Below are 25,758 nucleotides of genomic sequence, written 5' to 3' on the forward strand. Positions count from 1 at the left end.
CGCAGATTCCGAGAGCCATTCCAATCGCGGACATTCATTGCGGATGGCCGCCGTTCAGAGCTGATCGGCCGCTTTTTAGCGACACTGAACTTGAATGCAAGGGGAATGCTGCACCACGAAGCGTATTATCCTAAAAACTTTGTATCAACCGGGCTTGGATTGCCGCCATTCGAGGTAGGCGCTGATGGTTCTGGTGGCGATTGCCTGCATTGTTTCGGCCGGAACGCCCTCCCAGAGATCGGCCCCGACTGTAGCAACCGAGTCCTGTCCCTGAATGCGGTGCAGTCGATTGCCGCTGCCGTCGAGCACATCCCAGACATAGACGATCGTGGTCTTGCCATTGTCCTTCAGTGCCGAGAAGTAGCCCTTGAGGATGTGTTCGCTGCTGGCATCGGCCGACCCCTTGATCGTCAGGCCATGGCTGCGCGCCTCGGCACCGAGCTGTTTCGAAAGCGGCGTGACTGCGGCAACCGGCGCGCCGATGATCGGCAGGAAGCGGATCGTCCCACTCGTCGCCGTGCTTGCGGACGGAACGGAGGCAACGGCCGGCTGCTGCTGCTGCTGTGGCGGCTGCTGGACCTCTTCGGCGGCGGGCTCGGATGTTTCGACGGGTGCGGGTTCGGCAAGCGTCATTGTGTTCTGAACCGGTTCTGCCCCGGAGGCCAGGCGGCTTGCCTGCGCCTCAAGTGAGCCGGCGGGATCGGTGTAGGTGCTGTCGCCGGTCGCATATTCCGTCGGCATGCTGGCGGGTGCCGGCTGGGAGGCGAAGGCCCGGGTCCGCTGCACCGGCGAGCTTTGCACCGGAACGACGGCTGTCTGCGTCGACATCGACTCGAGATCGGACTGCGTCACCGGTGGCGAGCGGAACGTTCCGCCGCCGACGTCGACCTGCGGTATCAGCGCGTCCGTGCTGTTGCAACTTGCCAGGGCCGCTACAAGGCCAAGGCTTGCGATGGGCGTGATAAGCTTTCGCATCGTTCAAACCGTCCGTCTTTCCTTCGCGGCAGTTCTGTGAAGTCAGCTCCTGTTGTCTGCCATTTCAGCGCGAGTGTAGGCGGATTTCCCTAAGCAGAAATGAAGTCCAGCCCGTAACGGGAAAGAGCGCGCGGCGTATCGGTGGTCGTGATGTAGGTCTGGCCGAGCGTCATGGCCGTGCCGCTGTCCGAATCCATGATGATCATGTGCACGAACAGCGACATATCGGGCTCGATCTCCTGCGGGTTGCCGACGTGGAACATCTGGTGCTCCATCCAGGAAGGGGAGAAGCGGGCGCCCAGCGAATAACCGCAGGCGTTCAGCCGGTGTCGGGCCAGGCCGCGCTCGTCCATGATCTTGGCATGCACGTCGAACACGGTGCCGAAGGTGTTGCCGGGTCGCAGCACCATCTCGATCGCCTGGATGGTCTCGCGGCAGGCGCTGTAAAGCTCGCGGTGACGGTTGGTGGGTTCGCCGATGACGACTGTGCGCATCATGGCGGCGTGATAATGGGCGCTGACGCCGGCCCATTCCAGTGTCAGCTGGTCCCGGCTGTCGAGCAGCCGGCGGCCGGCCTTGTAACGGCAGAGCAGCGCGTCTGCGCCGGAGCCGATGATGAACTCGTTGGCCGGGTAGTCGCCGCCGCCGGCAAAGATCGCTCCCTGCATCGCGGCAAGGATGTCGGCTTCGTTGCCGCCGGGGCCGATCAGCGGGAGTGCTGCATCGAGCGCGTCGTCGGCAAGGCTTGCTGCCCTTTCCACATGGGCGATTTCCGCCGGGCTCTTGATCAGGCGCAGGCGGCTGACGAGCAGCGAGGCGTCAACGAGCTCGCCGAAGGTCGAAAGCTGGTGGTCGACAAGGCGCGCGGTCCGGCCGGTCATGCCATGGGTGTCGTATTCGACGCCGATGCGGTTGCCGAGCAGGTCCATTTCGCTCAAGAGGTTCTTCAGATCCATCGTCGGGTCGGCGTTGACGCGGTCGACCCAGATCTCGATCCGCTCGATATTGGAGGTGTGACGGGCCTGGCGTAGGTCGGCAGAGCGCGTCAACAGCACCATCGAGCCGTCCTTCTTGACCACCAACGTCTGGAAGAAGCAGTAGCCGAAGGTGTCGTAGCCCGTCAGCCAGTACATGCTTTCCTGGGCAAAGAGCAGAACCGCGTCGAGCTTGTCTTCGCGCATCTTCGCGGTCAGCCGCGCAAGGCGGGCGGCGTATTCCTCCTGGGCAAATTGAAGCGCCATGTCAGGTCTCCCGTATGCAAATTGCGGATATCTGTCGGCCGTAGTCCGGTTCCTGCCGATGGGTGGTGCGGCGGTAGGAAAAGAAGCGGTCCTCGTCGGCATAGGTGCAGATGTCGAGGTTTTCGGCGCTGACGCCGGCGGCCGTCAGGCGCGCGATGGTGAGGCCGGGCAAGTCGAACATGGCGTGGCCGTCGCGCTCCGACGGGCCAAAGAACCTGTCATAGCTGCCATCGGTCGCAAGGAACCGGTCGACGAACTCGGCGCCGACCTCGTAGTTGCGACGGCTGATCGACGGGCCGAGACAGGCAACGATGTGCTCGCGCCGGGCGCCGAGCGTCAACATCGCCTCGATGGTGCTTTCGAGCACGCCGCCAAGTGCGCCCTTCCAGCCGGCATGGGCAGCACCGATGACGCCGGCATCTGCGTCGGCAAACAGGATCGGTCCGCAATCGGCCGACAGCACGCCGAGCACGACGCCGGGCGTTGCCGTCACCAGGGCGTCGGCGTCTGGCCGGCTGCCGTTGTAGCTGTCATCGACGACGACCGCATCGGGAGAATGGACCTGGTGCACGGTGGCAAGCCGCTCCGGATTGGCGCCGAACCAGCGGCTGACACGGGCGCGGTTCTCACCGACCCTGTCTTTGTCGTCGTTCGAGCCGAGACCGACATTCAGCCCGCGATAGATGCCTTGGGAAACGCCGCCTTGGCGGGTGAAATAACCATGTGCGATCGCCGAACCGGCCTTGTCGCTAAAGAGCGAGCTTTGCACGGGGGAAAGCGCGGCATCATGCTGCATCGGTGTTTTCGCCCTTTGCTTTGACGTGAGTTTCAATGGGGTTGGGGGCACGTGCGGCCCGGTGGCTGGCGGCTGATTTGCCAGCACGATGTTGACCCGCGACGGCGGGGCTGTCAATTGCCGAACGACAGGGGTGCCATTCGGCGGGGGCTCAAGGCCGATGGTGCAAGGCGTCAAACGCACTGGTCCAAGGGCGCCGCAGCGCCCCAGATCACCTGGATGATTTTCACCCTGGGTCGGCTGCGGCGGAGGTAATCAAGCCTTTGGTTTGCGGAACGGCGGAAGCGCAATCGGCGGGCTGCTGACGGCAAGCACCTTGAAGAGCTCGCCCATCTTGCCTTCGCCGGATCCGGCAAGCCTTTCGACATCCTGGCGGATGGCTTCCTGGACGACGGCATCCTTCTCGCGGCCGAGTGCTGCGGCGCGCTCCAGAAGACCAAGGCCGATCAGAAAATCGCCCTGGTGGACAAGCCCGTTAATCTGCAGGCCATCGCTCTTTGCGCGTCGTGCGAGCTGCTCGAAGTCGACATGGCTGGTGAGGTCAGCGCGACCGGGATTGGCAAGCGGCGGGTCGTATTGATGGTCGAGCAATGCCTGCAGCGTATCGCCGTAATTGGTCGCCAGGTGCCCGTAGTCGATGATGACGGCGGTGCCGCCGCCGATCTGCAGCCGCTCGCAAAGGGCGGCCATGACTGCGTCGCGGGCAGGCGCGATCTCGAAGATCGTGCCTTCGGCAACCGCTTGTGCGGGCGTCGGCAACAGTGTCGGGTCGATGCCGGCAATCCCCGCTGCGAAAGTCAGTTCGTCTTCAGCATCGAGGCCCACCATGCGTTCGCGAAATCCTTGCGGTGTTCGCACGAACTGGCGGATAGGGATGGCATCGAAAAGTTCGTTGGCCGCGAGAAGCAGGAAGCCCTCCGGCAGCGTTTCGAAACTGGTGTGCCATTCCACTTTCTCACCATGGGCGGCCAGCGTTTCCGCCTGGACCTTGCGCAGGCGATCACTCGTCTCGACGAGATGGACGCTGGCGGCGGCATAAAGTTCGGGGGACAAGCGCCTGACGACCCGCAGGACGTCCGACATCATCGTGCCGCGGCCGGGGCCGATCTCGACGATCACGGTCTCATCCGGCGTGCCATGCTGCTGCCAGGCATGGACGAGGAAGATGCCGATCATCTCGCCGAAGAGCTGGCTGATTTCAGGCGCAGTTGTGAAGTCGCCCGCTTTGCCGAAGGGTTCGCGGACGCGATAGTATCCGTGCTCCGGATCCGCGAGGCAGAGTGAGAAATAGTCGGTGACGCTGATCGGGCCGTTGGTCCTGATCAGCGTCTTTATCTTGTCCGCGAGTGGTGTCGTCATGCGTCCGTCCAGTTATGCGGCGGCGACGGCGGCCCGGCGCGCCCGGGCGATGGCCCAGATGCCGGCAAGCGCCATCGGCAGCGAAAGCAGCATGCCCATGGTCAACCAACCACCGGCGAGGTAGCCGATCTGCGCGTCCGGTTCGCGGAAGAATTCGACGAAAATGCGGCTTGCGGCGTAACCGAGCACGAAGATGCCGGTGACGAGGCCCGGCGATTTCAGCGCATGGCGGCGATAAATGAACCCGGCGATGACCGCGAGCAGCACGAGGCCTTCGAGTGCCGCCTCATAAAGCTGGCTCGGGTGGCGGGCGAAGGGGCCGCCGGTCGGGAACACCATTGCCCAGGGCGCGGACGAGAGCCGGCCCCAAAGTTCGCCGTTGATGAAGTTGGCGATGCGGCCGAAGAACAGGCCGATCGGAACAACGGCTGCGACGATGTCGAACATGCTCCAGATGGCGATGCCGTTCCTGCGCGCAAAGACAATCATGGCGATCGTCGTGCCGAGGAAGCCGCCGTGGAACGACATGCCGCCATTCCAGATCTCGAGCGCGCGGATCGGGTTTTCGAGGACGGAGCCCAGATCATAGAAAAGGATGTAGCCGATGCGGCCGCCAAGAACGATGCCGCCGGCGGCCCAAAGCAGGAAGTCGTCGAGCTGCGCCAGGGTGGCGGCGGGTTCGCCGTTGCGCCAGAGCGACGTGTTCTGCACGAGGCGGCGCGCGTAATACCAGCCGATCAGGATTCCGGCGACATAGGCGAGGCCGTACCAATGGACGGCGAGCGGACCGATCTGGAAGATCACGGGATCGATTTGAGGGAAGGGGAGAATGGCGAGGCGGGTCGCGATGGTTTCCAAAATGTCTTCTCGTTCCGGACCGGTTGTTTTGCCGGAACATGGCGATCGAATCCGGCGGGGTCAAGGCCGCTTGCGGCCGACGGCCAACCACAGTTTGGTGATTTTTCTTGCATCCGTTCGCGCCTGACCCTACCTGAAAACCAGGACCGCATCGCAATGCGAAGCGGCGGCCGAATATGGAGATCAGGACGATGAGCACAGGCGCCAACCGCATCATGGATGATTTTGCCAAGCTGATGACCGATGCCGCGGGGGCGGCCCAGGGTGTACGTCGCGAGGTCGAGACCGCGTTTCGCGCCCAGGCAGAGCGCGCGATGAATTCGCTCGATGTCGTCAAGCGCGAGGAGTTCGAAGCCGTGAAGGAAATGGCGATCAAGGCGCGCGACGAAAATGATGCGCTTCTGGCGCGTATCGAGGCTCTGGAAGCGCGTCTCGCTGAAAGCGGCAAGTAACGCGATTCCTGCCAAATAACGGCTTTTCAACGTTTCTACTTCGCCCGCGGATCGATTCTGCGGGCGTTTTGCTGTCGCTATTCCTTTGCAGTGTGAAACGCCGCACAGGGAGGTTAATAAAACCTGAAAAGTTTTCCACCTGTGGACACTGGCAAAAAACCCTTATGCCAGAGTCGTTTAACCACCCGGGCTGAATCGAAATGGCAACACGCAAGTGGTTGTACCCGGCTATTTTTCGGCCGGGGGGCTGGCAGCCTGACTCCGCCATTATACACTGATTTTAAATGATGATTCGAAACGGACCACGCAAGCTCCAGGCAGGGTAAGTCAGCCAGGATGGATGTGAGTTCAGCAATCATAGTGTGTTCTTATTCAGTGCCAGGTTTGCAGAGTTGCGTCTTGTAAACGTGATAACGCGCGCCTGTGTCGCGCCTACTAGGGTGATGCATGAGCCTTTTGGAAATGGAAATCGAGCGTCAGTCCAACCCGGTCGATATGATCGAGTTCGTGGCCGCCACCAATGACTGGTCATTCGAACGGTCGGGCGAGGACGAGATCGCCATGACCGTGGAGGGCAAGTGGGCGGACTACCACGTTTCCTTCTCGTGGATGGAAGAGTTTGAGGCGCTGCATCTTGCCTGCGCCTTCGACATCAAGGTTCCCGATAGCCGTGTCAACGAAGTCATCCGTCTTCTGTCGCACATCAACGGTCAGGTGCTCATGGGGCATTTCGATCTGTGGCGGCAGGAAGAGGTGGTGATCTTCCGGCAGTCGCTGCTGCTCGCCGGCGGGGCCGAGCCCACCAATCAGCAGGTCGAGGTTCTGCTTTCGAGCGCGCTCGATGCCTGCGAGTCCTATTTCCAGGCGTTCCAGTTCGTCGTCTGGTCGGGCATGGATGCGCAGCGCGCCGTCGATGCGGTCCTGTTCGAAACGGTCGGGGAGGCCTGATATGGCAGCCGTCGCTTCCGGTCCCATCGTTCTCATCGGCGCCGGCAATATGGGTGGCGCCATGCTCAGCGGCTGGCTGAAGAGCGGCGTCAAGGGCGCCGACATTCTCGTCATCGATCCCGGCCCGCCGCCGGCGATGGCAAAGCTGATCGCCGACAATGGCGTCAGCCACGCGACCTCTGCTCCTGGTGGTGTCGAGGCTGCGGTGATCTTTATCGCCGTCAAGCCTCAGGTGATGGAGGCGGTGCTGCCGCCGCTGAAGTCGCTCGTCGGTCAAAGCACGGTCATCGTGTCGGTCGCTGCCGGCAAGACGCTTGCCTTTATCGAAAGACACCTGGGTGCTGCCGCCACCGTGCGCGCCATGCCCAACACGCCGGCGATGATCGGCCGCGGTGTTACCGGTGCCTTTGCCAATGCCCGCGTCAGCGACGCGCAGCGCGGCCAAGTTCATGATCTCTTGAAGGTCAGCGGCCCGGTTGAATGGGTCGAGACCGAAGCCGATATCGATGCCGTCACCGCCGTTTCCGGCAGCGGTCCGGCCTATGTATTCTACCTCGTCGAGTGCATGGCGGAGGCCGGGCGCAAGGCCGGTCTCAAGGCGGACCTCGCCATGCGGCTCGCGCGGGAAACCGTCGCGGGGGCTGGTGAACTCCTTCATCAGTCCCCCGACGACGCTTCAAGGCTGCGCCAGAACGTAACGTCGCCGGGCGGCACGACCGCCGCAGCACTCGCAGTGCTGATGGCTGATGATGGGATGCAGCCACTTTTCGATAAGGCCATCGCCGCTGCCCGCCAGCGCGCCGAGGAACTGGCCGGTTAATTCAAGAGCATTGCCATGTCGGAAACGATTACTTTCGCAGATTTCGAACGCGTCGATATTCGTGTCGGTACCATCATCGAAGCCGAGGCTTTCCCCGAGGCGCGCAAGCCGGCCTACAAGCTGAAGATCGATTTCGGTCCCGAGATCGGCATAAAAAAGTCATCGGCGCAGATCACCGTGCACTACCAGCCTGAGGATCTCGTCGGCCGGCAGATTATGGCCGTGGTCAATTTTCCGCCACGCCAGATTGGTCCTGTCCGTTCCGAGGTTCTGACGCTGGGCTTTGAAGACGAGGCCGGCGCGATCGTGCTGGCTGCCGTCGACAAGCCGATACCCAACGGCCGAAAGCTGATGTGATCCGATGACAATCCATGTTGATCTGATACCCGAGCGCGTGAAGGTTTCCTGCCTTTGGCGCGCGGCAGATGCTGCGCGCGACTGGCGCGCCAGCCATGTTCTCTCGCTGCTCGATCCGGAACTGCCCGATACCGACGTGCCCGTGATCGCCGAGGCAAGCCATCGCGTCGTGCGCATGCGCGACCAGGAAAACGTCGTCGCAACGCAGCACTTCACGGATCTGGTTCTGGAGGTGTTCGAAGCGATGCGGCCCGCAGCCGACGACACGTCGAGCCGCATTCTGGTGCATTGCCATGCCGGCGTCAGCCGGTCGACGGCCTTTGCCTATGGCCTGATCGCCCACCAGCTTGGGGCCGGGCGCGAGGATGACGCTTTCCGCGCGCTGCTGACTATCACCAGAAAGCCCTGGCCGAACAGGCGGATCATCGAGATCCTCGATGCCTCGCTCGGTCGCGAAGGCCGGCTGCTGGCTCCGCTCGACGCCATGCGCGCGCGTCATCCGCGTCGCATCGATGCTTGGCACCGCTTCAACGAGCGGCGCGGCCTGACTTCGATTTACACCCGCTAAAACATGTTGCCCGAAGACGCGTAGTGCTTCGGGGAAAACGATCTGCGTCGGAATGCTCACGCGTTCGGCAGCAACGCGTCGGCGTAGCGCTTGAGCGAACCGTTGTAGCGGGGCAGATGGCGCGCCAGCCTGCCGAGCGCCAGGCCACCGGCTTCCTGCGGCCTTCCGGCATCCACCAGTGAGAGCGCCAGAAAGGCGACAACGGCATCGTCGAGTTCGTCGGATGGCATCGCGCGCTCGGCTTCCAGCAAGGCAATGCTCTCGTCTATCTGTCCGAGATTGCGCAGCGTGCTTGCAAGCTGGATGGTGGCGCGGCGACGGCGAGTGCCGGAGAGGCCACCGGCAAGCGCCTGCCGGTACAGAGGTGCTGCATTTGCCTCGTTGCCGAGGGAATCCTGCGCGGATGCCTGCTCGAAGAGGCCGATCGGATCACCGTCCGGCAGCTCGGCCGCCAGCGCCTCGAGCCGCTCGACGAACGCTGCCGCGTCCATATGGCCGAAATCCACCCAGTGCAGAGCCAGCCGCTGCTCCCAATCGTCCCAATCTAGCGTGTTGGACACGTCCGGTGCCTCCATATCTGCAGCACTGACCAGATCGCCCGGATCACGCCGGCACGCGCACGGTCGCCCGCAGGCCGCCCAGCGGGCTATCGCCGAGCGTGACGTTGCCGCCGTGGCTGCGGGCGATGTCGCGGGCGATCGCGAGGCCAAGGCCGGTCCCTGAACTGTCGAGGTTGCGCGCCTCGTCCAGGCGGAAGAACGGCTTGAACACGTCCTCACGCGAGCGCTCCGGAATGCCGGGGCCGTCGTCGTCGACGGTGATCGTCACCCATTTGGCGCTGTGGCGCGCGTCGATATTGACGCGATTGGCGTAGCGATAGGCGTTCGATGCGAGGTTGGCGACGAGACGCGTGAAGGCGTTCGGCCGGACGCGGACCTCGTTCTCCCCCTCGATCGACGTCGTCAGCGTCTTGCCGTGCAGTTCGGCTTCGGCGGCAAGCCGCGTCATCAGGTCGCTGAGCTTCAATTGCCCGACGTCTTCCTCCGCCTCGCCACGGGCAAAGGCAAGGTAGCCCTCGAGCATGTTCTGCATGTCATCGACATCCTGATTGAGGCTTTCGAGGTCCGGGTTGTTGCCGGCCAGCGCCAGTTGCAGCCTGAAGCGGGTGAGGATGGTTCGAAGGTCATGGCTGACACCGGTGAGCATGGCCGTGCGCTGCTCGATCTGGCGCTCGATGCGCTCGCGCATCTGGATGAAGGCGAGGCCGGCACGGCGAATTTCATCGGCGCCGCGCGGCGCGAAGTCGTCGATCTTCTGGCCCTTGCCGAAGCTTTCCGCTGCCTTCGTCAGCGCCAGGATCGGCCGGATCTGCCCGCGCAGGAACAGGATGGCGATCGACAGCAGCACCAGCGAGGCGGCGACCATCCAGACGATGAAGATATGTGTATTGGAGGCATAGGCCTGGTTGCGGCGGGCATAGACCCGGAGCATGCGGCCGTCGTCGAGCTTGATGCGGATTTCGACAAGGTTGGAATTGCCAACCGTGTCAATCCAGAAGGGGCGGCGGACCTGGTTGGAGATCTCCTCGCTCAAAATTTGATCGAGGATCTCGAAGAAGGGCTTGGGCCGCGGCGGCGGCAGCTCGCCGCCCGGTTCGACGGAGATGCTGAGATCGAGCTGGTCGCGGGCAACGCGGACGATTTCCGAGATGTCGCGATCGGCGGGGAAAGTGGCGATCAGATCGACGATTGCAGCGATATCTCCGGTCACGGCAGCCGAGAGGCGCTGTGTCACCAGTTGCCAGTGCCGCTCCATGAAGACGAAGGCGACCACCGATTGCAGCAGCACCATCGGGATGATGACGATGAGCAGCGAACGGGCATAGAGGCCCATCGGCAACCGCCGGCGCAGCCAGCGGGAGATACGCTTCCACGAATTGTCGCTCGGGCTTGCCGTCTCGCGCCGCATACTGTCAAAGCTTGCCATCGGTTTCCGCCGCGCTCATCGTAGGGGTCGCCATTCTAAAGCGCGCCGCGATCTCTGGGATTCGCTTGTTGCGCTTCAATTTCTTGTCTCTGCGCATGTCGTTATCGCAAAACCGCTGCGCACTTTTGCGCGACATGCTTTAGTCCACGCTCAACCTATAGCCGATGCCGCGGACCGTCTGTAGCCAAACGGGGTTGGAAGGATCGTCCTCGATCTTGCGCCTCAGGCGATTGATCTGGACATCGATGGTGCGTTCGCCGACCTCGGCATCGTCGCCGATCAGCTCGTGGCGCGGGATCGTCTCGCCGGCGCGCTGGGAGAACAGCGTCATGATTTCCTGCTCGCGGTCGGTGAGGCGGATGTGATCGGCGCCGCGCCGAAGCTCCTTGCGGACCACGGAGAACGTGTAGGGACCGAAGATCACCTGATCGACCTTAGGCGCCTGCGCCGGCTGGTTGCGTCGCAGGATATTGCTGATGCGCAGCACCAGTTCGCGCGGCTCGAAGGGCTTGGAGAGATAATCGTCGGCGCCGGCTTCGAGGCCCTCGATGCGCGAATTCGATTCTGCCAGCGCCGTCAGCATCAGGATCGGCACGGTCTTGATCTGACGCAGGCTCTGCGTCAGGGAAATGCCGCTTTCGCCGGGCATCATCACGTCGACGATCAACAGGTCGAAATCGAGACCGACCAGCTTGCGCCGTGCTTCATCGGCGTCGGCGGCGGTCGTGACGCGAAAACCCTGTTCGACCAGATAGCGGTTGAGCAGATCGCGGATACGCCTGTCATCGTCGACGACCAGTAGATGGGCGGCATCGTCGGAGACTGTCGCTTTTGTTGTCATGCCTAGCTTTCCCCCGTCGCCCGCCGATAGCGGGCTTTCGACATTTCAGTCCCCGGCGCCGTTCTTCATGCAGGCAAGGAAGCGCTTGACGGTTTCGCGCGCGCCGGGACCCGTCTTTGCCAATGCATCGGCTATGCGGCGGGACTGTGGCTCGGCAAGCGCACGGGCGAGCGCCTGGCCTTCCTCGGTGGTGTAGAGCATGCGCTGACGCCGGTCCTCTGGCCCCGTGACCTGCCGGATATAGCCGGAATCGATCAGCTGCTTGAGCACCCGGGCCAGGCTCTGTTTGGTGATCTTCAGCGTATCGAGCAGGTCTGCCACGGTCATGCCCGGCTCGCGGTCGACAAAGTGCACGACGCGGTGATGCGCGCGGCCGAAGCCGCTCTTTTCCAGGATCGCATCCGGATCGGAGGTGAAGTCGCGATAGGCGAAGAAAAGCAGCTCGATGATTTCGAAGTCGATCGTATCATCGTCGTGCGCGACCGTGTCGCCCACATATCGGGTGTTTTCTTTGGATTGGCCGGCCACGCGGTCATTTCCTTTCAGCCAAGTTGCAACTTACGAAACAATCGGAAAAATATGTCAGCTTTATTGACATATTTTTACCGCGTTGGTAGCGTCCATGCTCGGTAAGCGAGACATTTGGCGGCGGTAATACCTCAGGAGGATATGCCGCGCCGCACCGATCGCAAATCCAAAATCTCGAAATTGAATTTTCCCACAATCAGTTTGCCGATAAACTGAAAGCGGGAAGATAATCAACAGCAAGAATGGCGCACAAGCGTCGGAGGACGACATCATGGCAGCGGTTCCTTTTGATCAGTTGGACGGCGAAATCTGGTTCAACGGTGAGTTCGTCGCGTGGAAGGACGCCAAGATCCACGTGCTGACCCATGGTCTGCACTATGCAAGCGCCGTATTCGAGGGCGAACGCGCCTATGGCGGCCGCATTTTCAAGCTGACCGAACACAACCAGCGCCTTCACAACTCCGCAGAAATCCTGGGCTTCAAGATTCCCTATTCCGTCGAAGAACTGGATGCGGCGAGCGTTGAGCTTCTGAAGCGCCAGGGCTTCTCTGAAGCCTATGTCCGGCCGATCGCATGGCGCGGCAGCGAGATGATGGGCGTTTCGGCCCAGAGCAACCGCATCAACGTGGCGATCGCCATCTGGCAATGGGGCAGCTATTTCAACCCGGCCGAAAAGCTGAAGGGCATTCGTCTCGATATCGCCGAATGGCACCGCCCGGATCCGAAGACGGCGCCGTCGAAATCGAAGGCTGCAGGTCTCTACATGATCTGCACGATCTCCAAGCATGCGGCGGAAGCCAAAGGCTATGCCGACGCGATGATGCTCGACTACCGTGGCCAGGTAGCGGAGGCGACCGGCGCCAACATCTTCTTCGTCAAGGACGGGGTCATCCACACGCCGGTGCCGGATTGCTTCCTCGACGGCATCACGCGACGCACGGTGATCGAGCTGGCGAAGCGCCGCGGCTACCAGGTGGTCGAACGGGCGATCATGCCGGAGGAACTGTCCGGGTTCAGCGAGTGCTTCCTCACCGGTTCCGCCGCAGAGGTGACGCCGGTTTCCGAGATCGGCCCCTATCGCTTCACGCCGGCGACCATCTGCGAAACGCTGATGAACGACTACATGAAGGAAGTCTATCCGGTCGCCGCAGCGGCCGAATAATCTCCACCCCAGAATGCAGAAAAGGCGGCCACGGGCCGCCTTTTGTCTTGCTACGGATATCGTTCGGAAGGCGTCAGGCTTGTTTGCCGAGGAACTGCCCGACGATGCCGCTCAACACACCGCCGCCGACGAGACCGCCGAGTGCCTGCATGGCAAGACCAGTCGCGGCCGCTTCCCCGCCGAGCATCTGGATCAGGAATCCCCCGCCGAGGCCGCCGATAGCGCCGACGATCGTGCGTGCGACGACACTGAATGCCCCTTGCTTCAACACTGCGCTGGCCGCGTTGCCACCGGCCGCCCCCGCGATCAATTGGGTAATGATTGGCATTAATGCTTCCATTGATCCCTCCGTATCGAGGCTCGTCGAAGACGAGCCGCCAAATGCCGATGATCCGGCAAGGACAGGTTGAGACCGAATCTAGACTCTTGTCAATTTGAGGAAGTCACGGCTGCCTTCTGTGAAGGCTTTACTCGCTAAAATGTTGCTGTTTCATGCCGAAAACCGTGATTTCCGAGCTTTGAAAGCCAAAAATGACAGAATTACTGCAGTGTTTGCGGACCGTTTCAGCCACCCGTGGCCAACAAGACTGGTGATTCGCTGCAGTGCAAACGAAAACTCCAGCGGCCGGGCCGCTGGAGCTGGTTGTGTATTCGCCCACGTAAGGGCTGTGTCGTTTAGCGATAGACGTAAACGATGCGGCGTGTTGTCGGCTCGACCAGAACCGGCTGGCCGTTGATGCTGACATAGTCGTAGCTATAGTCCGGCACGCGGCGCACTTCGACTGTCTGCGGCAGCTCGGCGCCGACCACGACTTCGCCGTCAAGGTAGATGGTTTCGCCGGGGTTGGTGGTGATGTAGGTGCGCACCGTATCCGGCGGCACGATCGGCTCGACCTCTTCGACAGGGCCGAGCAACTCGTCACCGGGTGCCGGCAGTGGCGGATCGCCGGCCTGCGCCTCATAGGTCACGACGGGAACCGCCAGGTCAGCGCGTCGATCCTGAACGACGACGGCCGCGCCGCCGAAATCGGTGGTCAGATATTGGGCATAGACCCAGCCGCGAAGGCCGTTGACGTCGATGCGGCACCACTTGCTGCCCTCAATGCAGCCATCAAGGACTGCGGTGCTGCCGCGTATTGCCAGGCCGACGGTCGGATATTGCGGGCCAGGACCAGCGCGGACATTGAGGTCCGTGACGGTTGTGGCGGTCATGGCTGCGAAGGCTGCCGAGGTGCCAGTTACGAGTACGAAACCCGCAGCCGCGGCAGTTCGCAACAGGGTGCTGCTAAGGTTCTTCATCATCATGCTCCTTCTTTATGGCTGAGGGGCAAACGCGGCGATGGTGGGGATGTTCCCTCGGTAACGTCACGAAATGTGAAGATGCGACATACTCAAACTGCAACAGTTCAACCCGGCGTTACGCCGAGGGAACCGTTTCGCGATCAAGGTGTTCTTCCTGTCGATGGCGGGCAGGCGCCCGAGGGAAGCGATCAGCGATATGTCCGCGCAAAGAAGGTGAGCACGGACAGGAGAGGGAGGTTCAATGTCGAATTCAGCTGTTAATCCGGTAAACTCCGCCGTCAACGGTTTGCGCCCGGTAGTGGCCATCGTCGTTGTGGTCGAGCTGCTTGTCTCGGCCCTGTTGCTTACCACCGTGCAACTCCCCACACCTCAATCGCCATCAGCCGAAATTGCGGCCTTGCGTTAATTCGCGCTGTGCCTGATGCCGTTTGGCGCTATAGGTGTGCCAACGACATCTGAGTGAGGCGCAGACGGCATGCTACAGGCGGGCATCATCCCGGTTACTCATTTCCAGCAGAACTGCACGGTTCTCTTCGATGCTGAAACCAAGGAAGGCGTGATCGTCGATCCCGGCGGCGACGTCGACGTGATCCTTCAGACGATCCAAGAGAACGGCATCACGCTGAAGGCGATCTGGCTGACGCACGGCCACATCGACCATGCCGGCGGTGCCAAGGAACTGAAGGAAGCGCTCGGGCTTTCGATTATCGGGCCGCACAAGGACGATCTGCCGCTCCTGTCACGGCTGGAAGAGCAGGCCGAGAAATTCGGCCTGGCGATGAAGGTCGAAAACGTCGTGCCCGACCAATGGCTGGAGGACGGCGATACTGTCTCCTTCGGCAATCATGTGTTCGAAGTCCTGCATTGCCCCGGCCATGCGCCTGGCCATGTGGTCTATTTCAACCGGGCGCAGAATTTTGCCCATGTCGGAGATGTGCTGTTCCACGGCTCGATCGGCCGAACCGATCTTCCGGGCGGCAATCATCAGCAACTGCTCGATTCCATACGCGACAAGATCCTGCCACTCGGCGATCAGGTCGGCTTCATCTGCGGCCATGGCCCTGGTGGCCAGATTGGCGAAGAGCGACGCACCAACCCTTATCTGCGGGGTCTTTGACCCCACCATCCCGTATCCGCCTTGACGGATATAGGTCGGTCACAATGAAAAAGCGCATGCCCCAGGGGAGGCATGCGCTTTTTGTTTATCGCGTGACCGGCTTTACGATCAGCCGGCGTTGCAGAAGTAGCTGCGGCCGTCATAGCCACGGAATGTGCCGTTGTCCGGGTTGAACGAGCGGTAACGCTGCGAGCAATAACGGTACCAGGACGGGGTCCAGGGCTCGAGCGAGCCGTAACCGTCGCCGTAGTTGTCGACGACAACAGGTTGCGCGCGATAAACCGGGCGCGAACGGTAGGCCGGGCGGGGCTCGTAATAGTCGGGTTCCGGATCGACATAGACGCGCTCGCTGTAACGCGGCTGCGAGGCGATCGCGCCGCCGATGATCACGCCGGTCGCCAGGCCAAGAGCGCCGAGTGCAACGGCGTCACCGTTGTTATGGTGCCGGTGGCGGTTCCAATCACCAGCCTCAGCCGTGCTGAGGGTCGGGAGAACCGAGGCGGCGGCAATGACCGAGAGAACCGTCGCTTTGATGAACTTGTTCATGGCTTCAATCCTGTGCATGGTCCGGAGCGGTTCCGGCCTTCATGATGAAAGAAGGTTAACCACGCCAAACTGAACGGAGCCTGAACAAAAAAACCCGGCATCGCTGCCGGGCTTCAACTTGAATCTTTCAGCAGAACCGGTGTTATCCGGAGATCTGCAGGTTGACCGCCTTCGGGCCTTTGCCGCGGCGATCCGGTTCGGTGTCGAAGCTTACCTTCTGATTTTCCGACAGGCCGTTCAGGCCGGAAGCCTGGACAGCGGAAATGTGTACGAAGATATCCGCACCACCGTTGTCAGGCTTGATGAAACCAAAGCCCTTGTCGGTGTTGAAGAATTTTACAGTGCCAGTTTCGGCCATGCGTCAGGTCCTTTTCTCTCTACCCGTTTGACGGACAGGTAGCATTGCAGTTTGCCCGGTTGGGCGTTGGGCAGGCAGTTCTCGATATTTGAGGAAAGGTTCCTGTTACCGCAGCCAGCCATCGGAAAGGTTGCAAACTCGCGTCCCCCCAGTCTGGCCACCCGGAGTTTTTGCGTCTCCGGCCCGCTTTTATTTCAAGATCTTCCCATGCTCGTAGATTGCCCGAACAGAGTAAGATTGATGGGTTTATTTTGAATTGGCAAGCAAAACTTTTTAGAAGTGGTATTGCGTCTTGCCATTGCTCAAAATTCGGTCAGTCGCGGATTTTTCAGGTGATATTGGAGATGCATCGCAAGCTGTTGAAATCACAGCTTTTTGAACTAATGTGCCGAGAAGTTGAGCACTTTGCGCCGTTTTTCGCCGCAATCGGCGAGGCGGCGATGGCCGCCAAACAAGTCCATTCATTTGGCAAGCGACTGATATGTTTGAAGCTTCTTGCCCAAGTGAAGCTGTCAGGCACCGTGTCGGTTCGCCTTGCAGAAATCCTGCAAGTAATAACTGGGAATCCGCAGGCCGCATCGCGGAGTTTTAAAGTCAAGCAACAGCTTTGCGGGGCGGGGCAGTAACAAGTAATGCAGCAGTGCAGTACCCGTCAAAATCAAGGGTTATAGTTCTGCAGGCCCCCCGCGCATGCCTATCTCGCCTCAGGCTGCGGCTTCCTTCCGGCCGCCCTTCGTGATCTCGGGCACGATCTCGACGACCAGCATGGCGGCAAAGATGATGGCGCAACCGACATAGCCGAGAGGCGTGATGATCTCCCCAAGCAAGAGCACGCCGAAGAGGGCCGCAAACAACGCCTCGCTCGACAGGAAGATCGCCGCCTGCGGCGCCGTGGTATAGCGCTGGCCGACCACCTGGCAGATGAAGGCGACACCGCTGGAGAAGATGCCGGCATAGAGGATTTCCGGCAGGGCCCCCTTCACCGCCTCCATGCTCAGGGGCTCGATCGCCAAAGCGACGACGCAGCCGAGCACCGCGCAAACGGCAAACTGCGTCATCGACAGCAGCATCGGCCGACCGCTGCTCGGCGCGAAGATGCCGACAAGCATCAGCTGCAATGCCCAGAACAGGGCGCAGACGATTGTCAGATAGTCCCCACCGGTCAGGCTCGACAATGCGCCGCCGCTCAGGAGGAAGATACCGAGCAGCGCCATCGACGCACCGGGCCAGATGATCCAGTGCGGCTTGCGGCGGAGGAAGATGATCGTCAGCACCGGGACGAAAACGACGTAGAGTCCGGTGAGGAAGCCCGAGTTTGTGACGCTGGTGGTCAAGAGCCCGTATTGCTGCGTGACAGCGCCGGCAAAGAGCGCGAGCCCGACAAACACGAAGTTGCGCATGGTCTTGCCGGTCAATGGCTGCGGTGCCCGCCTGGTTTCGACGACGGCGAGCGGCAGCGCGACCAGGGTTGCGATGGCAAAACGAAGCGTGATGAACCAGAGCGGGCCGATCGCCTGCATCGCCGTCGACTGGGCGACGAAGCCGGCACCCCAGATGGCACCGGAAAACAGCAGGAACAGATTGGCCTGAACGCGGGTCATGTTTGCATCTCCTCAGATGGCCCGCCGTCTATCAGTTGCGATTTTCCCGGGCAAGGCTCATCGTCGGCCATCGGTTGATCCGCGTGAACCGCCAGAGACGATTGCGATGGGGGTCACAGGGACGATGGAGATGAGCGAGAGCGGGTATTCCAGAACGCCGCTTGTCCGCAAGCTGGGCTTGAGGAACGGGCAGTCAGCGCTGTTGCTTGGCGTCCCTGATGATCTGACCGACATTGCCGGCTTTTCCGGGTTTGCCAGTTGCGAAACCTCTGCTGACGGCCCGGCGTCACGCCGGCACGATTACATCCACGTCTTCGCGCGGCAGAGGGCAGAGCTTGAGGCGTTGGCGCTACCGCTTGCGGCGAGCCTCAAGGCCGACGGGGTGATGTGGATCTCGTGGCCCAAGCGCGCATCCAAGGTTCCGACCACGCTGACGGAAGACGTTTTGCGCGAGATCTTCCTGCCGCTCGGGCTCGTCGACACCAAGGTCTGTGCCGTCGATGCGGTCTGGTCCGGATTGAAGTTCCTGTTCCGCAAGGACGCCCGCGCCCATCTCTGATCTCGATTGAGGATTTATGCCAACCTGCGCTGATATCGGCCCACCCGAAGGGGCGGGCGCTTTGGCCCCCTGATGGCGTCGACAAACCTCACCGGACCGCTTGGGGATCCGGCTCCGGTTTTCTCCGTGCACGAAACCAAAATCGCTCCAGCGCAACAGGCCAATATCAGCGCAGGTTGGTATTACTGCGTCGGCGCCTTGGACACCCTGAGCAAGGCGCCATCCTCTTCGTCCGTCACCATCAGCAACGCGCCGTCCGGCGCCACCACGACATCGCGGATACGGCCGAACTCGCCGTCGAACAGCCGTTCCTCGGAGGTGACTACGCCGGTGTCGTCCCGTTCCAGCCGGGCGAGGAGCTGATACTTCAGCGCCGCCACCAGCAGGTTGCCATCCCACTCCGGGAACATCTTGCCGCGATAGACCGCAAGCGCGCCTGGTGCAATCGAGGGGTCCCAGTAGTAGAGCGGCTGATCGAAACCTTCCTTGGCCGTGCCTTCGCCGATCTCGGCGCCAGAATAGTCCTTGCCGTAGGTGATCACCGGCCAGCCGTAGTTATGGCCGGATTGCGGGTTGTTGACCTCGTCGCCGCCGCGCGCCCCGTGCTCTACCGTCAGAAGCGTGCCGTCCTTCGGGTCAGTGGCGATGCCCTGCGGATTGCGATGCCCCTTCGACCAGATCTCCGGGAGGCCCTCGGTGCCGCGATAGGGATTGGCGGCGGGAATGCTGCCGTCGGCGTTGATGTGCAGGATGGCGCCGGCATGGTCGTGCAGATCCTGCGCGCGCTCGGGCTCGCCGCGGTCGCCGATGCCGAAGAACAGGCTGCCATCAGGCGCGATTGCGATGCGCGAGCCGAAATGCTGGCCCTTGCGGGTCAGCTTGTTCATCCGGAAGATTTCCTTGACGTCGGTCAGGCCCGTATTGTCCGCCGACAATGCCGCCCGCACCAGGACCGTGCCAAAACCGCCTTCGCCATTGGCCGCAAGCGTCAGGTAGAGCGTGCGGCTGGTGGCAAAATCAGGGGCAAGGGCGATGTCGAGCAGGCCACCCTGGCCCTGTTCGGCCGCCTCAGGCACGCCGGAGAGCGGCGTCGAGGCCTTGCCGTCGCGGATGATGCGCAGCCGACCGGCGCGCTCGCTGACGATGTAACTGCCGTCCGGCAGCACTTCGACGGACCACGGATGTTCGAGCCCGCTCGCCAGCGTCTCGACGAGCACGTCGCCGTGTTGAGAGGGAAACTCGCGCGTTTCCTGCGCAATAGCAGCACATGGGGCGGCAAACAAAACCAGGCCGACAAGCAGCGGCAGCGCGCGAATTGTTCGCGCCGTCCGGGTCGTTTCCAGCCTTGATGCCTGCGCCTGCCGCATTCGATATCTCCGATCCGTTTATGCCCTTGTCTGGCAAGCTGGAGCGGTCGCCCGGTTCGTTCAAGTCAAATCGGATCAAAAAGGCTTTATTTTGAAATCGAGCCTGTCGTCAGCGGCACCGGACGCTGCTCGCCGACCAGTTCGGCCGTCACGATGTAGCGCATCGGTCCCGGCTCGATCGCATCGAAAGGGAAGCAGGTCGCGAGCGCCAGGTTGTGGCCGCTGGCGGCGGCGTTGATGCCGCTCTCGTCCCAGCGCGCGACCCGGCCCTCGCCGGCGCGGAAAAGAAAGCGCCGCCCGTCCTTGCGGGTCAGCACCAGCAGATCACCCACTGAGACATCCTTCAGCCAGCGGAAATGCGTGTCGCGGTGAGCGGCGATGACCGAAGTGCCTTCGTCGCCGGGAACGGGGGTGTTGGTGAGCCAGGCAGGCCCAAAGGCAAGCGCCTGGCCGCTTGCGCCCTTAAGTACGATCGCCGAGCGGTTGAGGCGCGGGGCCATGATTTCCGCTGTGGTTTCGAAATCGGCCCAGGGCCAGGGTCTGCCGTCGGCCTCTCCGTGCAATTGTGCCTCGAAGCTCTTCTTTAAGAGCACCTGAGAGACCTCGGCCTTGGCCTTCATGTAAAACCCCTTGCCGACCAGCATCAGGCCGGCAAGGGCGAACAGGGCAATGATCGCGACCACGATAGTCTCGATCGCCGAAAGACGGGCGAGGAAGCCCGGGCGTGGCCCGGGCAGGTCGTCGTCAGCGGCCATGGCGTCGAACCCCTGAAGTGACGAGGGCGGCGATCTGCCCACGCCAGAAGACGAAGGTGCTGCCGGCAACAAGCGCAAAGGCGAGCAGCATCAGGCCGATGAGGATCTGCTTGTCTGCTTCGGTCGCCGTCTGCGGCAGGTTCACCTGGTTGTTGGCTTCGGCAATCAGGCCGGCCGCGCGCGCCGTCGGTGCCGCAAGCATGCGGTCGGCGGTCAGCATTGCGAGCTTCGTTTGGCTTTCGACCGAAGCCTCGCGCTCGTCGACCGTGCCGGTTGCATTGGGGTCGGGCGCATCGGGCTTTTCGTCGAAGACCTTGCCGAAGTCCCAGCCGGCCGGCAGGTTGAGCGGCACGTCGGTTTCCGTCAGGTTTTCGCCGGCGGGCCGTGACGGCGTCGCATCGACGGCGACCAGGCTGGTGACACGCGAGACCAGATGGTGGGCGAGGGCTACGGTTTCGATCTGCTTGTCGAGCGTTGCGGGGTCGGCGATCGCCGATGCGCTTGCCTCGATATCGTCGATCTTGCGGCGGGCCCAGAGCTTGGCGATACCTTCGCCGGTCGCAGCCTTGGCGATGTCCATCTCGACGCGCCAGGGCTGGTCGCCGGCCTTGCCGACGATGCGAAGCTTGCCTTCCGGGGCTGTGCCGTCAAGTTCGGCCGTCAGCACGACAGGCTCGCCGCGATAGAGATCGGGCATCGGGTTCGGGGTAATGTCGCCTGTGGCCCCACCTTCGAAGCTGGCCGAAATGTCCGTCATTGCCGGGCTTTCGAGCTTGGTGAAGAGCTCGCCCATGCGGGCGGCCACCTGGCTTTCGGAGCCGATCAGCGTGAAGGTGCCACGGCCGTATTCGGCCGCCTTGGTCATGAAATGGCTGTTGGGCGCCGAACCGATGCCGACGGTGAAGACGCGCGCGTCGCCGCGGTTGTTCTGGATCTCCTGAAAAAGCTGGCCTTCATTGCCGATGGCGCCATCGGTGAGGAACACCACCTGGCGAAGGGCGCCAGCGGCAACCGGCCCTTGCGTACGCAGGGCCGCCTCCAGCGCCGGCAGCATTTCGGTGCCGCCGTCGGCGGTCAGGCCGCGCACGAAGGCAATGGCATCCTCCCGCTTGTCGGGCGTCGCCTCGACGAGATCAGGGAAATGCACGGTCATCGTGTCGTCGAAGCGAATGACGTTGAACCGGTCTTCCGGCTTCAGTCGCGAGATCGCCAGCGCCAGGCTTTCCTTTGCCTGCTCCATCGACGGGCCGGCCATCGAGCCGGAATTGTCGATGACGAAAACGACCTCGCGCCTGACCTGCTTGTCGGCCCCGGTTGCCGTGACCGGCGGGGTGACGAAGGACAGGAGATAGGTCTTGCCGCCGACGGTCTCGCGGAAGAGACCGGCATAGGGGCTCTTGCCTTCGACCGCCTTCCAGTTGAGTTCGAAATCCCTGTCGGCAGGAACCCTTCCGGACTTCAGGGTGATGCGTCGTGTAAGCTGGTCGAGCGTGGTCGTTTCGATCTCGTGATAGGCCGACGTCACCTCGCCGATCGGGAAGCCGGCCTTCAGGTTGATCGTCAGCGTCACCGGATTGACCTTAGCGTTTTCGCGCGGGTCGAGCACCGGCGGCTCGATCTTTTCGCGATCGGGAACCGGATCACTGACGGCATAGCCGGAGCGGCTGTCGAGGTCGACTGTCTGGACGATCGGCTGCGGATTGTAGCGAGGCGCGACCACCATCGGGAAACGGAAGGTGAAGGCGTCGTTCGACTGGCGCACGCCGCTCTGGTACTCGATCTGCACCACCACCGTTTCGCCGGGGCCGATATTGGCGACCTGATTGGTGAAGAGGTTGGGGCGCTGCTGTTCGAGAAGTGCTGCCTTCTTGCCTTCGGCCTTTGCCTGCTCGTAGATCTCCTTTGCCGCCTGACGCGGCTTGATCTGACCTTCGATGAAGCGGTCGCCGATCTGCATCTTCAGGGTGTCGACGGCGGAATCATCGGGAAGCGGGAAGACATAGGTGCCTTCGACCCATCCCTTGCTCGGGTTCTGGAACCGCTGCGTTACCCGGGTGCGCATGATCGGGCCGTTGACGTCGATCTGAACGTCGGTCGCCAGTCGCGGCGCCTCGACGAAATAGCCGGGCTCCTTGGAAGGGAAGAGCAGGGCGCCGGTGCCCATGTCGTTGGGCCTGACATAGCCGGCCATCTGCTGCGGTTGGGCACTTGCCGTCTGGGCGGCGGCCTGGGTCATCAACCCGATGATCATCACGATGCACGCGGCGAGTGCCGCAAGCGCCAGATACATGCCCCAGCGCGCCTCGTTCTGCCGTGTCCGTGATTCAGCGATTTCGTCGTCGAGAAACATTGCACACCCCCGTGATGCGATGCGATCGGATTATGGGATGAAAGGCCCGGAAACCGGCTGTTGCGGGACGGAATTGCGGCGTTCCGCGACAGTTGTTGTGGCCAAAATAAGGCTTTTCGGAAAAAGCCGAAATCCGCTGATTTCTCTGAATAAATCGGGACCGCGGCACGTACTTGATCGATGCTGTTTCCGTGTCCGATGACGCCAGCTGGAGACGAGGTTCGGTGACGAGTGCCGCAACACGTGTGTCCCGTTGTAGTTGCCGGCGGACGTCGATCCGGTATCGAGCGACGATCGTGATTGCTGATCGCACTCATGAAACTTTGTCATGGTGACGCATTTTGCCCGCATTCCCGGCGGTTTTTCAGGCTCTGGCGCTTGCAAGACCGGGCGTCTTTCGACATAGACCTAACCGCTATGGAGCCTGGCTTTTTCGTTCCGTAGCGTTCACCGCGTCTCGAAACGATCAGGACCTTTCATCATGGCCTTCCTTGCCGATGCTCTTTCCCGTGTAAAGCCTTCCGCCACCATCGCCGTTTCGCAGAAAGCCCGCGAGCTGAAAGCGAAGGGACGCGACGTGATCGGCCTTGGTGCAGGGGAGCCGGATTTCGACACGCCTGATAATATCAAGAAGGCCGCGATCGACGCGATCAACCGCGGCGAGACGAAGTACACGCCGGTTTCCGGCATTCCTGAACTGCGCGAAGCGATCGCCAAGAAGTTCAAGCGCGAGAACAACCTCGACTACACCGCCGCCCAGACGATCGTCGGCACCGGCGGAAAGCAGATTCTTTTCAACGCCTTCATGGCGACCCTGAACGCGGGCGATGAAGTTGTCATCCCGGCGCCCTACTGGGTTTCCTACCCGGAGATGGTGGCGCTGTGCGGCGGCACGCCGGTGTTCGTCTCGGCCACGCAGGAAAACAACTTCAAGCTTACGGCCGAAGACCTGGACAAGGCGATCACGCCGAAGACCAAGTGGTTCATCTTCAACTCGCCGTCCAACCCGTCGGGCGCTGCCTACAGCCACGCCGAACTCAAGGCGCTGACCGACGTCTTGATGAAGCACCCGCACGTCTGGGTGCTGACCGACGATATGTACGAGCACCTGACCTATGGCGACTTCAAGTTCGCAACGCCTGTCGAGGTCGAGCCCGGCCTCTACGACCGTACGCTGACGATGAACGGCGTCTCCAAGGCCTATGCCATGACCGGCTGGCGCATCGGCTATGCAGCCGGCCCGCTGCAGCTAATCAAGGCCATGGACATGATCCAGGGCCAGCAGACCTCGGGCGCAACCTCGATTGCGCAGTGGGCTGCCGTCGAGGCGCTCAACGGCACGCAGGACTTCATCCCCGAGAACAAGAAGATCTTCGAAGGTCGCCGTGATCTCGTAGTGTCGATGCTGAACCAGGCCAAGGGCATTGCCTGCCCAACGCCGGAAGGCGCCTTCTACGTGTATCCGTCCTGCGCCGGCCTCATCGGCAAGACCGCGCCGTCGGGCAAGGTCATCGAGACCGACGAAGACTTCGTCTCCGAATTGCTCGAATCCGAAGGCGTTGCCGTCGTGCACGGCTCGGCCTTTGGCCTTGGCCCGAACTTCCGCATCTCCTACGCGACGTCGGAAGCACAGCTCGAGGAAGCCTGCCGCCGCATCCAGCGTTTCTGCGCGGCTTGCAAGTAAGCTCAGACATTTCATGCGATGAGAAAGCCCGCCGGAAACGGCGGGCTTTTTATTGCTGCAGACCCTTGAGAAGGCCTGTTTGACGGAAGGCTCATCCAGTGCTCCCTCATTCCGGCCTTGTGCCCGATCCAGTGAGCTGACGTCCGTCAGGTCAAAGGACCCTTCAGCCCAAGGACTTGGGCTGGCTAGATTCCTGTGACGGGCACAGGAATGGGGGCCCTCCTGATGGCCCGCCATCTATGAGGGCTGACTTTATCAGCAGTCTGAGAGCCTGCCGGAAACGGTGGGATTTTTGTTGGCAAACCGATTCAAGAAGCGGTCAAACTGATTCAAACGTGTCGGCTAAGGCGTTGAAATCAGTAATGAACTTCAAGCGCCGGGAACTTCGTCGTCACCGACGACGCCGCCCTCGCTTTCGAGAATGGAGAGGCGACGCGCCTCGGAGCGGGTGAACTTCAGGCAGACGCCGATGCCGCGCTCGCCTTCGGGCAGAAACACGGCGCCGGCATTTTCGAGCGCATGCGTCAGCGACAGGATCACCTCGTTGGCGGGTGTTTCCATCTTGCGCTCGAACTTCAGGATCGTGTCTTCGTCGACGCCCGAAAAGCTCGCCAGCATCTCGCGGGAAATTTCGATCAGCGCCCGGGCGGCGCGGCACTGTGAACCTGTAATCATCGTCACCTCCAGTTGCGGTGAGGATGCGCGAAGGGTTGCGACGGGTCAACCGCAAGCAAGTGGCCCGCGACCTTTCGACCGCGGACCGTTTGCCTCCACCGGTGGGGGGCTCGGCAGGAGCCGGATGGACCTTCACCGATATCGGCCATGCGTTGAATTCGGAAGCCTATTTCGTCCGCATCGCCTCGATGATGCCGGAGACCTCGTCGGTGCCGAAGCCGCCGGCGAGGCGCTTTTGCGCTAGTCTTTCCATCGGCTCCATGAAAGCCGGATCGATGCCCTGGCTGCGGCTTGCAGCGACGATGTTGGTGATCGCCACCGACTGCATCGCCAGGTTCGACATGACGTTGCGGGCATGATCGCCGCTGTCGATCCGTTCGGCATAGTCGGGCAGGGCTGTCATCATTGCCGTAAGCCAAGGCTCGACCAGGGACAGGAACTGCTTTGCCGTGACGCCGACGCTGCCGGCAAGTGCTGTTGCGTGGAGATAACCGCCGAAGAGGCCGTACATCGCCGAAAGCAGAGCGAGGTCGTTGACCGCGGCGAGGATCGG

Annotated in this window: 31 protein-coding genes; 11 read left to right on the forward strand and 20 right to left on the reverse strand. The window is 61.9% G+C overall.

Annotated elements, in window-relative coordinates:
- Window positions 1-144 precede the first annotated feature (144 nt).
- From ABIE33_RS24960 to lgt, 5 genes are all read right to left on the reverse strand, one after another.
- Entirely contained in the window at window positions 145-975 is an 831-nt protein-coding gene (locus ABIE33_RS24960; protein WP_429130501.1) for a hypothetical protein, read from the reverse strand.
- A gap of 89 nt (window positions 976-1,064) precedes the next feature.
- Window positions 1,065-2,216, reverse strand: coding sequence for a M24 family metallopeptidase (locus ABIE33_RS24965; protein WP_429130502.1), 1,152 nt, complete (start codon window positions 2,214-2,216; stop codon window positions 1,065-1,067).
- Between the two features lies 1 nt (window position 2,217).
- Window positions 2,218-3,012, reverse strand: coding sequence for a peptidoglycan editing factor PgeF (gene pgeF, locus ABIE33_RS24970; RefSeq protein ID WP_429130503.1), 795 nt, complete (start codon window positions 3,010-3,012; stop codon window positions 2,218-2,220).
- A 255-nt stretch (window positions 3,013-3,267) separates the two neighbouring features.
- Window positions 3,268-4,371 carry a class I SAM-dependent methyltransferase gene (locus ABIE33_RS24975; RefSeq protein WP_429130504.1) on the reverse strand — a complete coding sequence of 368 codons (1,104 nt, stop codon included), beginning with the start codon at window positions 4,369-4,371 and terminating at the stop codon, window positions 3,268-3,270.
- Between the two features lie 12 nt (window positions 4,372-4,383).
- A complete protein-coding gene (gene lgt, locus ABIE33_RS24980; protein WP_429130505.1) occupies window positions 4,384-5,229 on the reverse strand; it encodes a prolipoprotein diacylglyceryl transferase in 846 nt (281 codons plus the stop codon).
- Between the two features lie 191 nt (window positions 5,230-5,420).
- On the opposite strand from lgt, the gene ABIE33_RS24985 reads away from it, so the two are divergent.
- The 5 genes from ABIE33_RS24985 to ABIE33_RS25005 all read left to right on the forward strand — a co-directional run bounded on the left by ABIE33_RS24985 (window position 5,421) and on the right by ABIE33_RS25005 (window position 8,374).
- Window positions 5,421-5,681 carry an accessory factor UbiK family protein gene (locus ABIE33_RS24985; RefSeq protein ID WP_025427919.1) on the forward strand — a complete coding sequence of 87 codons (261 nt, stop codon included), beginning with the start codon at window positions 5,421-5,423 and terminating at the stop codon, window positions 5,679-5,681.
- Window positions 5,682-6,128: 447 nt separating this feature from the next.
- Window positions 6,129-6,629: a YbjN domain-containing protein gene (locus tag ABIE33_RS24990; protein WP_025427918.1), complete on the forward strand. Its 501-nt coding sequence runs from the start codon at window positions 6,129-6,131 to the stop codon at window positions 6,627-6,629.
- 1 nt (window position 6,630) lies between these two features.
- Window positions 6,631-7,449, forward strand: coding sequence for a pyrroline-5-carboxylate reductase (gene proC / locus ABIE33_RS24995; protein ID WP_429130506.1), 819 nt, complete (start codon window positions 6,631-6,633; stop codon window positions 7,447-7,449).
- A gap of 15 nt (window positions 7,450-7,464) precedes the next feature.
- Window positions 7,465-7,806: a tRNA-binding protein gene (locus ABIE33_RS25000; protein ID WP_429130507.1), complete on the forward strand. Its 342-nt coding sequence runs from the start codon at window positions 7,465-7,467 to the stop codon at window positions 7,804-7,806.
- A 4-nt stretch (window positions 7,807-7,810) separates the two neighbouring features.
- Window positions 7,811-8,374, forward strand: coding sequence for a protein-tyrosine phosphatase family protein (locus ABIE33_RS25005; RefSeq protein ID WP_429130508.1), 564 nt, complete (start codon window positions 7,811-7,813; stop codon window positions 8,372-8,374).
- Between the two features lie 56 nt (window positions 8,375-8,430).
- On the opposite strand, the gene ABIE33_RS25010 is transcribed toward ABIE33_RS25005, so the two are convergent.
- The 5 genes from ABIE33_RS25010 to ABIE33_RS25030 are packed head-to-tail and all read right to left on the reverse strand — an operon-like array spanning window position 8,431 to window position 11,729.
- Complete coding sequence (locus ABIE33_RS25010; protein ID WP_429130509.1) at window positions 8,431-8,934, reverse strand: tetratricopeptide repeat protein; 504 nt, start codon at window positions 8,932-8,934, stop codon at window positions 8,431-8,433.
- 43 nt (window positions 8,935-8,977) lie between these two features.
- Entirely contained in the window at window positions 8,978-10,360 is a 1,383-nt protein-coding gene (locus ABIE33_RS25015) for an ATP-binding protein (RefSeq protein ID WP_429130510.1), read from the reverse strand.
- A complete protein-coding gene (locus ABIE33_RS25020) occupies window positions 10,347-10,496 on the reverse strand; it encodes a hypothetical protein (RefSeq protein WP_429130511.1) in 150 nt (49 codons plus the stop codon). The genes ABIE33_RS25015 and ABIE33_RS25020 overlap by 14 nt, the downstream gene beginning before the upstream one ends.
- A gap of 3 nt (window positions 10,497-10,499) precedes the next feature.
- Window positions 10,500-11,201, reverse strand: coding sequence for a response regulator (locus ABIE33_RS25025; RefSeq protein ID WP_065786378.1), 702 nt, complete (start codon window positions 11,199-11,201; stop codon window positions 10,500-10,502).
- A 45-nt stretch (window positions 11,202-11,246) separates the two neighbouring features.
- Window positions 11,247-11,729, reverse strand: coding sequence for a MarR family winged helix-turn-helix transcriptional regulator (locus tag ABIE33_RS25030; protein WP_025427911.1), 483 nt, complete (start codon window positions 11,727-11,729; stop codon window positions 11,247-11,249).
- Window positions 11,730-12,000: 271 nt separating this feature from the next.
- On the opposite strand from ABIE33_RS25030, the gene ABIE33_RS25035 reads away from it, so the two are divergent.
- Window positions 12,001-12,891, forward strand: a complete 891-nt coding sequence (locus ABIE33_RS25035) for a branched-chain amino acid aminotransferase (protein WP_429130512.1) — start codon at window positions 12,001-12,003, stop codon at window positions 12,889-12,891.
- Window positions 12,892-12,964: 73 nt separating this feature from the next.
- On the opposite strand, the gene ABIE33_RS25040 is transcribed toward ABIE33_RS25035, so the two are convergent.
- The gene (locus ABIE33_RS25040) at window positions 12,965-13,231 is read right to left on the reverse strand and encodes a hypothetical protein (protein WP_025427909.1); all 267 of its coding nucleotides are present in this window, start codon (window positions 13,229-13,231) and stop codon (window positions 12,965-12,967) included.
- A gap of 335 nt (window positions 13,232-13,566) precedes the next feature.
- The gene (locus tag ABIE33_RS25045) at window positions 13,567-14,190 is read right to left on the reverse strand and encodes a DUF1236 domain-containing protein (protein ID WP_429130513.1); all 624 of its coding nucleotides are present in this window, start codon (window positions 14,188-14,190) and stop codon (window positions 13,567-13,569) included.
- 244 nt (window positions 14,191-14,434) lie between these two features.
- Here ABIE33_RS25045 and ABIE33_RS25050 point away from each other — a divergent pair, with 244 nt between their 5' ends.
- Complete coding sequence (locus ABIE33_RS25050; RefSeq protein ID WP_429130514.1) at window positions 14,435-14,599, forward strand: hypothetical protein; 165 nt, start codon at window positions 14,435-14,437, stop codon at window positions 14,597-14,599.
- Between the two features lie 69 nt (window positions 14,600-14,668).
- A complete protein-coding gene (locus ABIE33_RS25055; protein ID WP_053248253.1) occupies window positions 14,669-15,310 on the forward strand; it encodes an MBL fold metallo-hydrolase in 642 nt (213 codons plus the stop codon).
- A gap of 108 nt (window positions 15,311-15,418) precedes the next feature.
- Here ABIE33_RS25055 and ABIE33_RS25060 read toward each other — a convergent pair whose 3' ends face one another.
- Both ABIE33_RS25060 and ABIE33_RS25065 read right to left on the reverse strand, forming a co-directional pair.
- Window positions 15,419-15,856 carry a BA14K family protein gene (locus ABIE33_RS25060; RefSeq protein ID WP_429130515.1) on the reverse strand — a complete coding sequence of 146 codons (438 nt, stop codon included), beginning with the start codon at window positions 15,854-15,856 and terminating at the stop codon, window positions 15,419-15,421.
- A 142-nt stretch (window positions 15,857-15,998) separates the two neighbouring features.
- The gene (locus ABIE33_RS25065; protein ID WP_025427905.1) at window positions 15,999-16,214 is read right to left on the reverse strand and encodes a cold-shock protein; all 216 of its coding nucleotides are present in this window, start codon (window positions 16,212-16,214) and stop codon (window positions 15,999-16,001) included.
- A 344-nt stretch (window positions 16,215-16,558) separates the two neighbouring features.
- Between ABIE33_RS25065 and ABIE33_RS25070 the strand changes: the two genes are divergently transcribed.
- On the forward strand, window positions 16,559-16,840 hold the full coding sequence (locus tag ABIE33_RS25070) for a hypothetical protein (protein ID WP_429130516.1): 282 nt from the start codon (window positions 16,559-16,561) through the stop codon (window positions 16,838-16,840).
- Between the two features lie 78 nt (window positions 16,841-16,918).
- On the opposite strand, the gene ABIE33_RS25075 is transcribed toward ABIE33_RS25070, so the two are convergent.
- Entirely contained in the window at window positions 16,919-17,815 is an 897-nt protein-coding gene (locus ABIE33_RS25075; protein ID WP_429130517.1) for a DMT family transporter, read from the reverse strand.
- Between the two features lie 130 nt (window positions 17,816-17,945).
- Between ABIE33_RS25075 and ABIE33_RS25080 the strand changes: the two genes are divergently transcribed.
- Window positions 17,946-18,374, forward strand: coding sequence for a hypothetical protein (locus tag ABIE33_RS25080; RefSeq protein ID WP_429130518.1), 429 nt, complete (start codon window positions 17,946-17,948; stop codon window positions 18,372-18,374).
- Between the two features lie 182 nt (window positions 18,375-18,556).
- Here the strand turns inward: ABIE33_RS25080 and ABIE33_RS25085 are convergent, their stop codons facing one another.
- The 3 genes from ABIE33_RS25085 to ABIE33_RS25095 form a co-directional block, all read right to left on the reverse strand.
- Window positions 18,557-19,741: a PQQ-dependent sugar dehydrogenase gene (locus ABIE33_RS25085; RefSeq protein WP_429130519.1), complete on the reverse strand. Its 1,185-nt coding sequence runs from the start codon at window positions 19,739-19,741 to the stop codon at window positions 18,557-18,559.
- Window positions 19,742-19,827: 86 nt separating this feature from the next.
- Entirely contained in the window at window positions 19,828-20,496 is a 669-nt protein-coding gene (locus ABIE33_RS25090) for a class GN sortase (RefSeq protein ID WP_429130520.1), read from the reverse strand.
- Window positions 20,486-22,846 (reverse strand): marine proteobacterial sortase target protein, encoded by a 2,361-nt coding sequence (locus tag ABIE33_RS25095; RefSeq protein WP_429130521.1) that lies wholly within the window; start codon window positions 22,844-22,846, stop codon window positions 20,486-20,488. Before ABIE33_RS25095 ends, ABIE33_RS25090 begins: the two co-directional genes overlap by 11 nt.
- 481 nt (window positions 22,847-23,327) lie before the next feature.
- On the opposite strand from ABIE33_RS25095, the gene ABIE33_RS25100 reads away from it, so the two are divergent.
- Window positions 23,328-24,530, forward strand: coding sequence for a pyridoxal phosphate-dependent aminotransferase (locus ABIE33_RS25100; protein WP_429130522.1), 1,203 nt, complete (start codon window positions 23,328-23,330; stop codon window positions 24,528-24,530).
- Window positions 24,531-24,899: 369 nt separating this feature from the next.
- On the opposite strand, the gene ABIE33_RS25105 is transcribed toward ABIE33_RS25100, so the two are convergent.
- Entirely contained in the window at window positions 24,900-25,205 is a 306-nt protein-coding gene (locus ABIE33_RS25105) for an XRE family transcriptional regulator (RefSeq protein WP_429130523.1), read from the reverse strand.
- A 166-nt stretch (window positions 25,206-25,371) separates the two neighbouring features.
- A complete protein-coding gene (locus ABIE33_RS25110; RefSeq protein ID WP_429130536.1) occupies window positions 25,372-25,755 on the reverse strand; it encodes a hypothetical protein in 384 nt (127 codons plus the stop codon).
- Between the last annotated feature and the right edge of the window lie 3 nt (window positions 25,756-25,758).

It is taken from the genome of Ensifer sp. 4252, assembly GCF_050434565.1.
Taxonomy (GTDB): Bacteria; Pseudomonadota; Alphaproteobacteria; order Rhizobiales; family Rhizobiaceae; genus Ensifer.

Bases quoted from the DNA above. Each gene is read 5' to 3' on its own strand.
- ABIE33_RS25045 (WP_429130513.1), bottom strand. From the start codon at position 14,190: ATGAAGAACCTTAGCAGCACCCTGTTGCGAACTGCCGCGGCTGCGGGT.
- ABIE33_RS25035 (WP_429130512.1), top strand. From the start codon at position 12,001: ATGGCAGCGGTTCCTTTTGATCAGTTGGACGGCGAAATCTGGTTCAAC.
- ABIE33_RS25040 (WP_025427909.1), bottom strand. From the start codon at position 13,231: ATGGAAGCATTAATGCCAATCATTACCCAATTGATCGCGGGGGCGGCC.
- ABIE33_RS24990 (WP_025427918.1), top strand. From the start codon at position 6,129: ATGAGCCTTTTGGAAATGGAAATCGAGCGTCAGTCCAACCCGGTCGAT.
- ABIE33_RS25000 (WP_429130507.1), top strand. From the start codon at position 7,465: ATGTCGGAAACGATTACTTTCGCAGATTTCGAACGCGTCGATATTCGT.
- ABIE33_RS25080 (WP_429130518.1), top strand. From the start codon at position 17,946: ATGAGCGAGAGCGGGTATTCCAGAACGCCGCTTGTCCGCAAGCTGGGC.
- ABIE33_RS25100 (WP_429130522.1), top strand. From the start codon at position 23,328: ATGGCCTTCCTTGCCGATGCTCTTTCCCGTGTAAAGCCTTCCGCCACC.
- ABIE33_RS24985 (WP_025427919.1), top strand. From the start codon at position 5,421: ATGAGCACAGGCGCCAACCGCATCATGGATGATTTTGCCAAGCTGATG.
- ABIE33_RS25065 (WP_025427905.1), bottom strand. From the start codon at position 16,214: ATGGCCGAAACTGGCACTGTAAAATTCTTCAACACCGACAAGGGCTTT.
- ABIE33_RS24975 (WP_429130504.1), bottom strand. From the start codon at position 4,371: ATGACGACACCACTCGCGGACAAGATAAAGACGCTGATCAGGACCAAC.
- pgeF (WP_429130503.1), bottom strand. From the start codon at position 3,012: ATGCAGCATGATGCCGCGCTTTCCCCCGTGCAAAGCTCGCTCTTTAGC.
- ABIE33_RS25020 (WP_429130511.1), bottom strand. From the start codon at position 10,496: ATGTCGCGCAAAAGTGCGCAGCGGTTTTGCGATAACGACATGCGCAGA.
- ABIE33_RS24965 (WP_429130502.1), bottom strand. From the start codon at position 2,216: ATGGCGCTTCAATTTGCCCAGGAGGAATACGCCGCCCGCCTTGCGCGG.
- ABIE33_RS25095 (WP_429130521.1), bottom strand. From the start codon at position 22,846: ATGTTTCTCGACGACGAAATCGCTGAATCACGGACACGGCAGAACGAG.
- ABIE33_RS25075 (WP_429130517.1), bottom strand. From the start codon at position 17,815: ATGACCCGCGTTCAGGCCAATCTGTTCCTGCTGTTTTCCGGTGCCATC.
- ABIE33_RS25070 (WP_429130516.1), top strand. From the start codon at position 16,559: ATGCATCGCAAGCTGTTGAAATCACAGCTTTTTGAACTAATGTGCCGA.
- proC (WP_429130506.1), top strand. From the start codon at position 6,631: ATGGCAGCCGTCGCTTCCGGTCCCATCGTTCTCATCGGCGCCGGCAAT.
- ABIE33_RS25060 (WP_429130515.1), bottom strand. From the start codon at position 15,856: ATGAACAAGTTCATCAAAGCGACGGTTCTCTCGGTCATTGCCGCCGCC.
- ABIE33_RS25050 (WP_429130514.1), top strand. From the start codon at position 14,435: ATGTCGAATTCAGCTGTTAATCCGGTAAACTCCGCCGTCAACGGTTTG.
- ABIE33_RS24960 (WP_429130501.1), bottom strand. From the start codon at position 975: ATGCGAAAGCTTATCACGCCCATCGCAAGCCTTGGCCTTGTAGCGGCC.
- ABIE33_RS25105 (WP_429130523.1), bottom strand. From the start codon at position 25,205: ATGATTACAGGTTCACAGTGCCGCGCCGCCCGGGCGCTGATCGAAATT.
- ABIE33_RS25015 (WP_429130510.1), bottom strand. From the start codon at position 10,360: ATGGCAAGCTTTGACAGTATGCGGCGCGAGACGGCAAGCCCGAGCGAC.
- ABIE33_RS25005 (WP_429130508.1), top strand. From the start codon at position 7,811: ATGACAATCCATGTTGATCTGATACCCGAGCGCGTGAAGGTTTCCTGC.
- ABIE33_RS25025 (WP_065786378.1), bottom strand. From the start codon at position 11,201: ATGACAACAAAAGCGACAGTCTCCGACGATGCCGCCCATCTACTGGTC.
- ABIE33_RS25055 (WP_053248253.1), top strand. From the start codon at position 14,669: ATGCTACAGGCGGGCATCATCCCGGTTACTCATTTCCAGCAGAACTGC.
- ABIE33_RS25085 (WP_429130519.1), bottom strand. From the start codon at position 19,741: ATGCGGCAGGCGCAGGCATCAAGGCTGGAAACGACCCGGACGGCGCGA.
- ABIE33_RS25090 (WP_429130520.1), bottom strand. From the start codon at position 20,496: ATGGCCGCTGACGACGACCTGCCCGGGCCACGCCCGGGCTTCCTCGCC.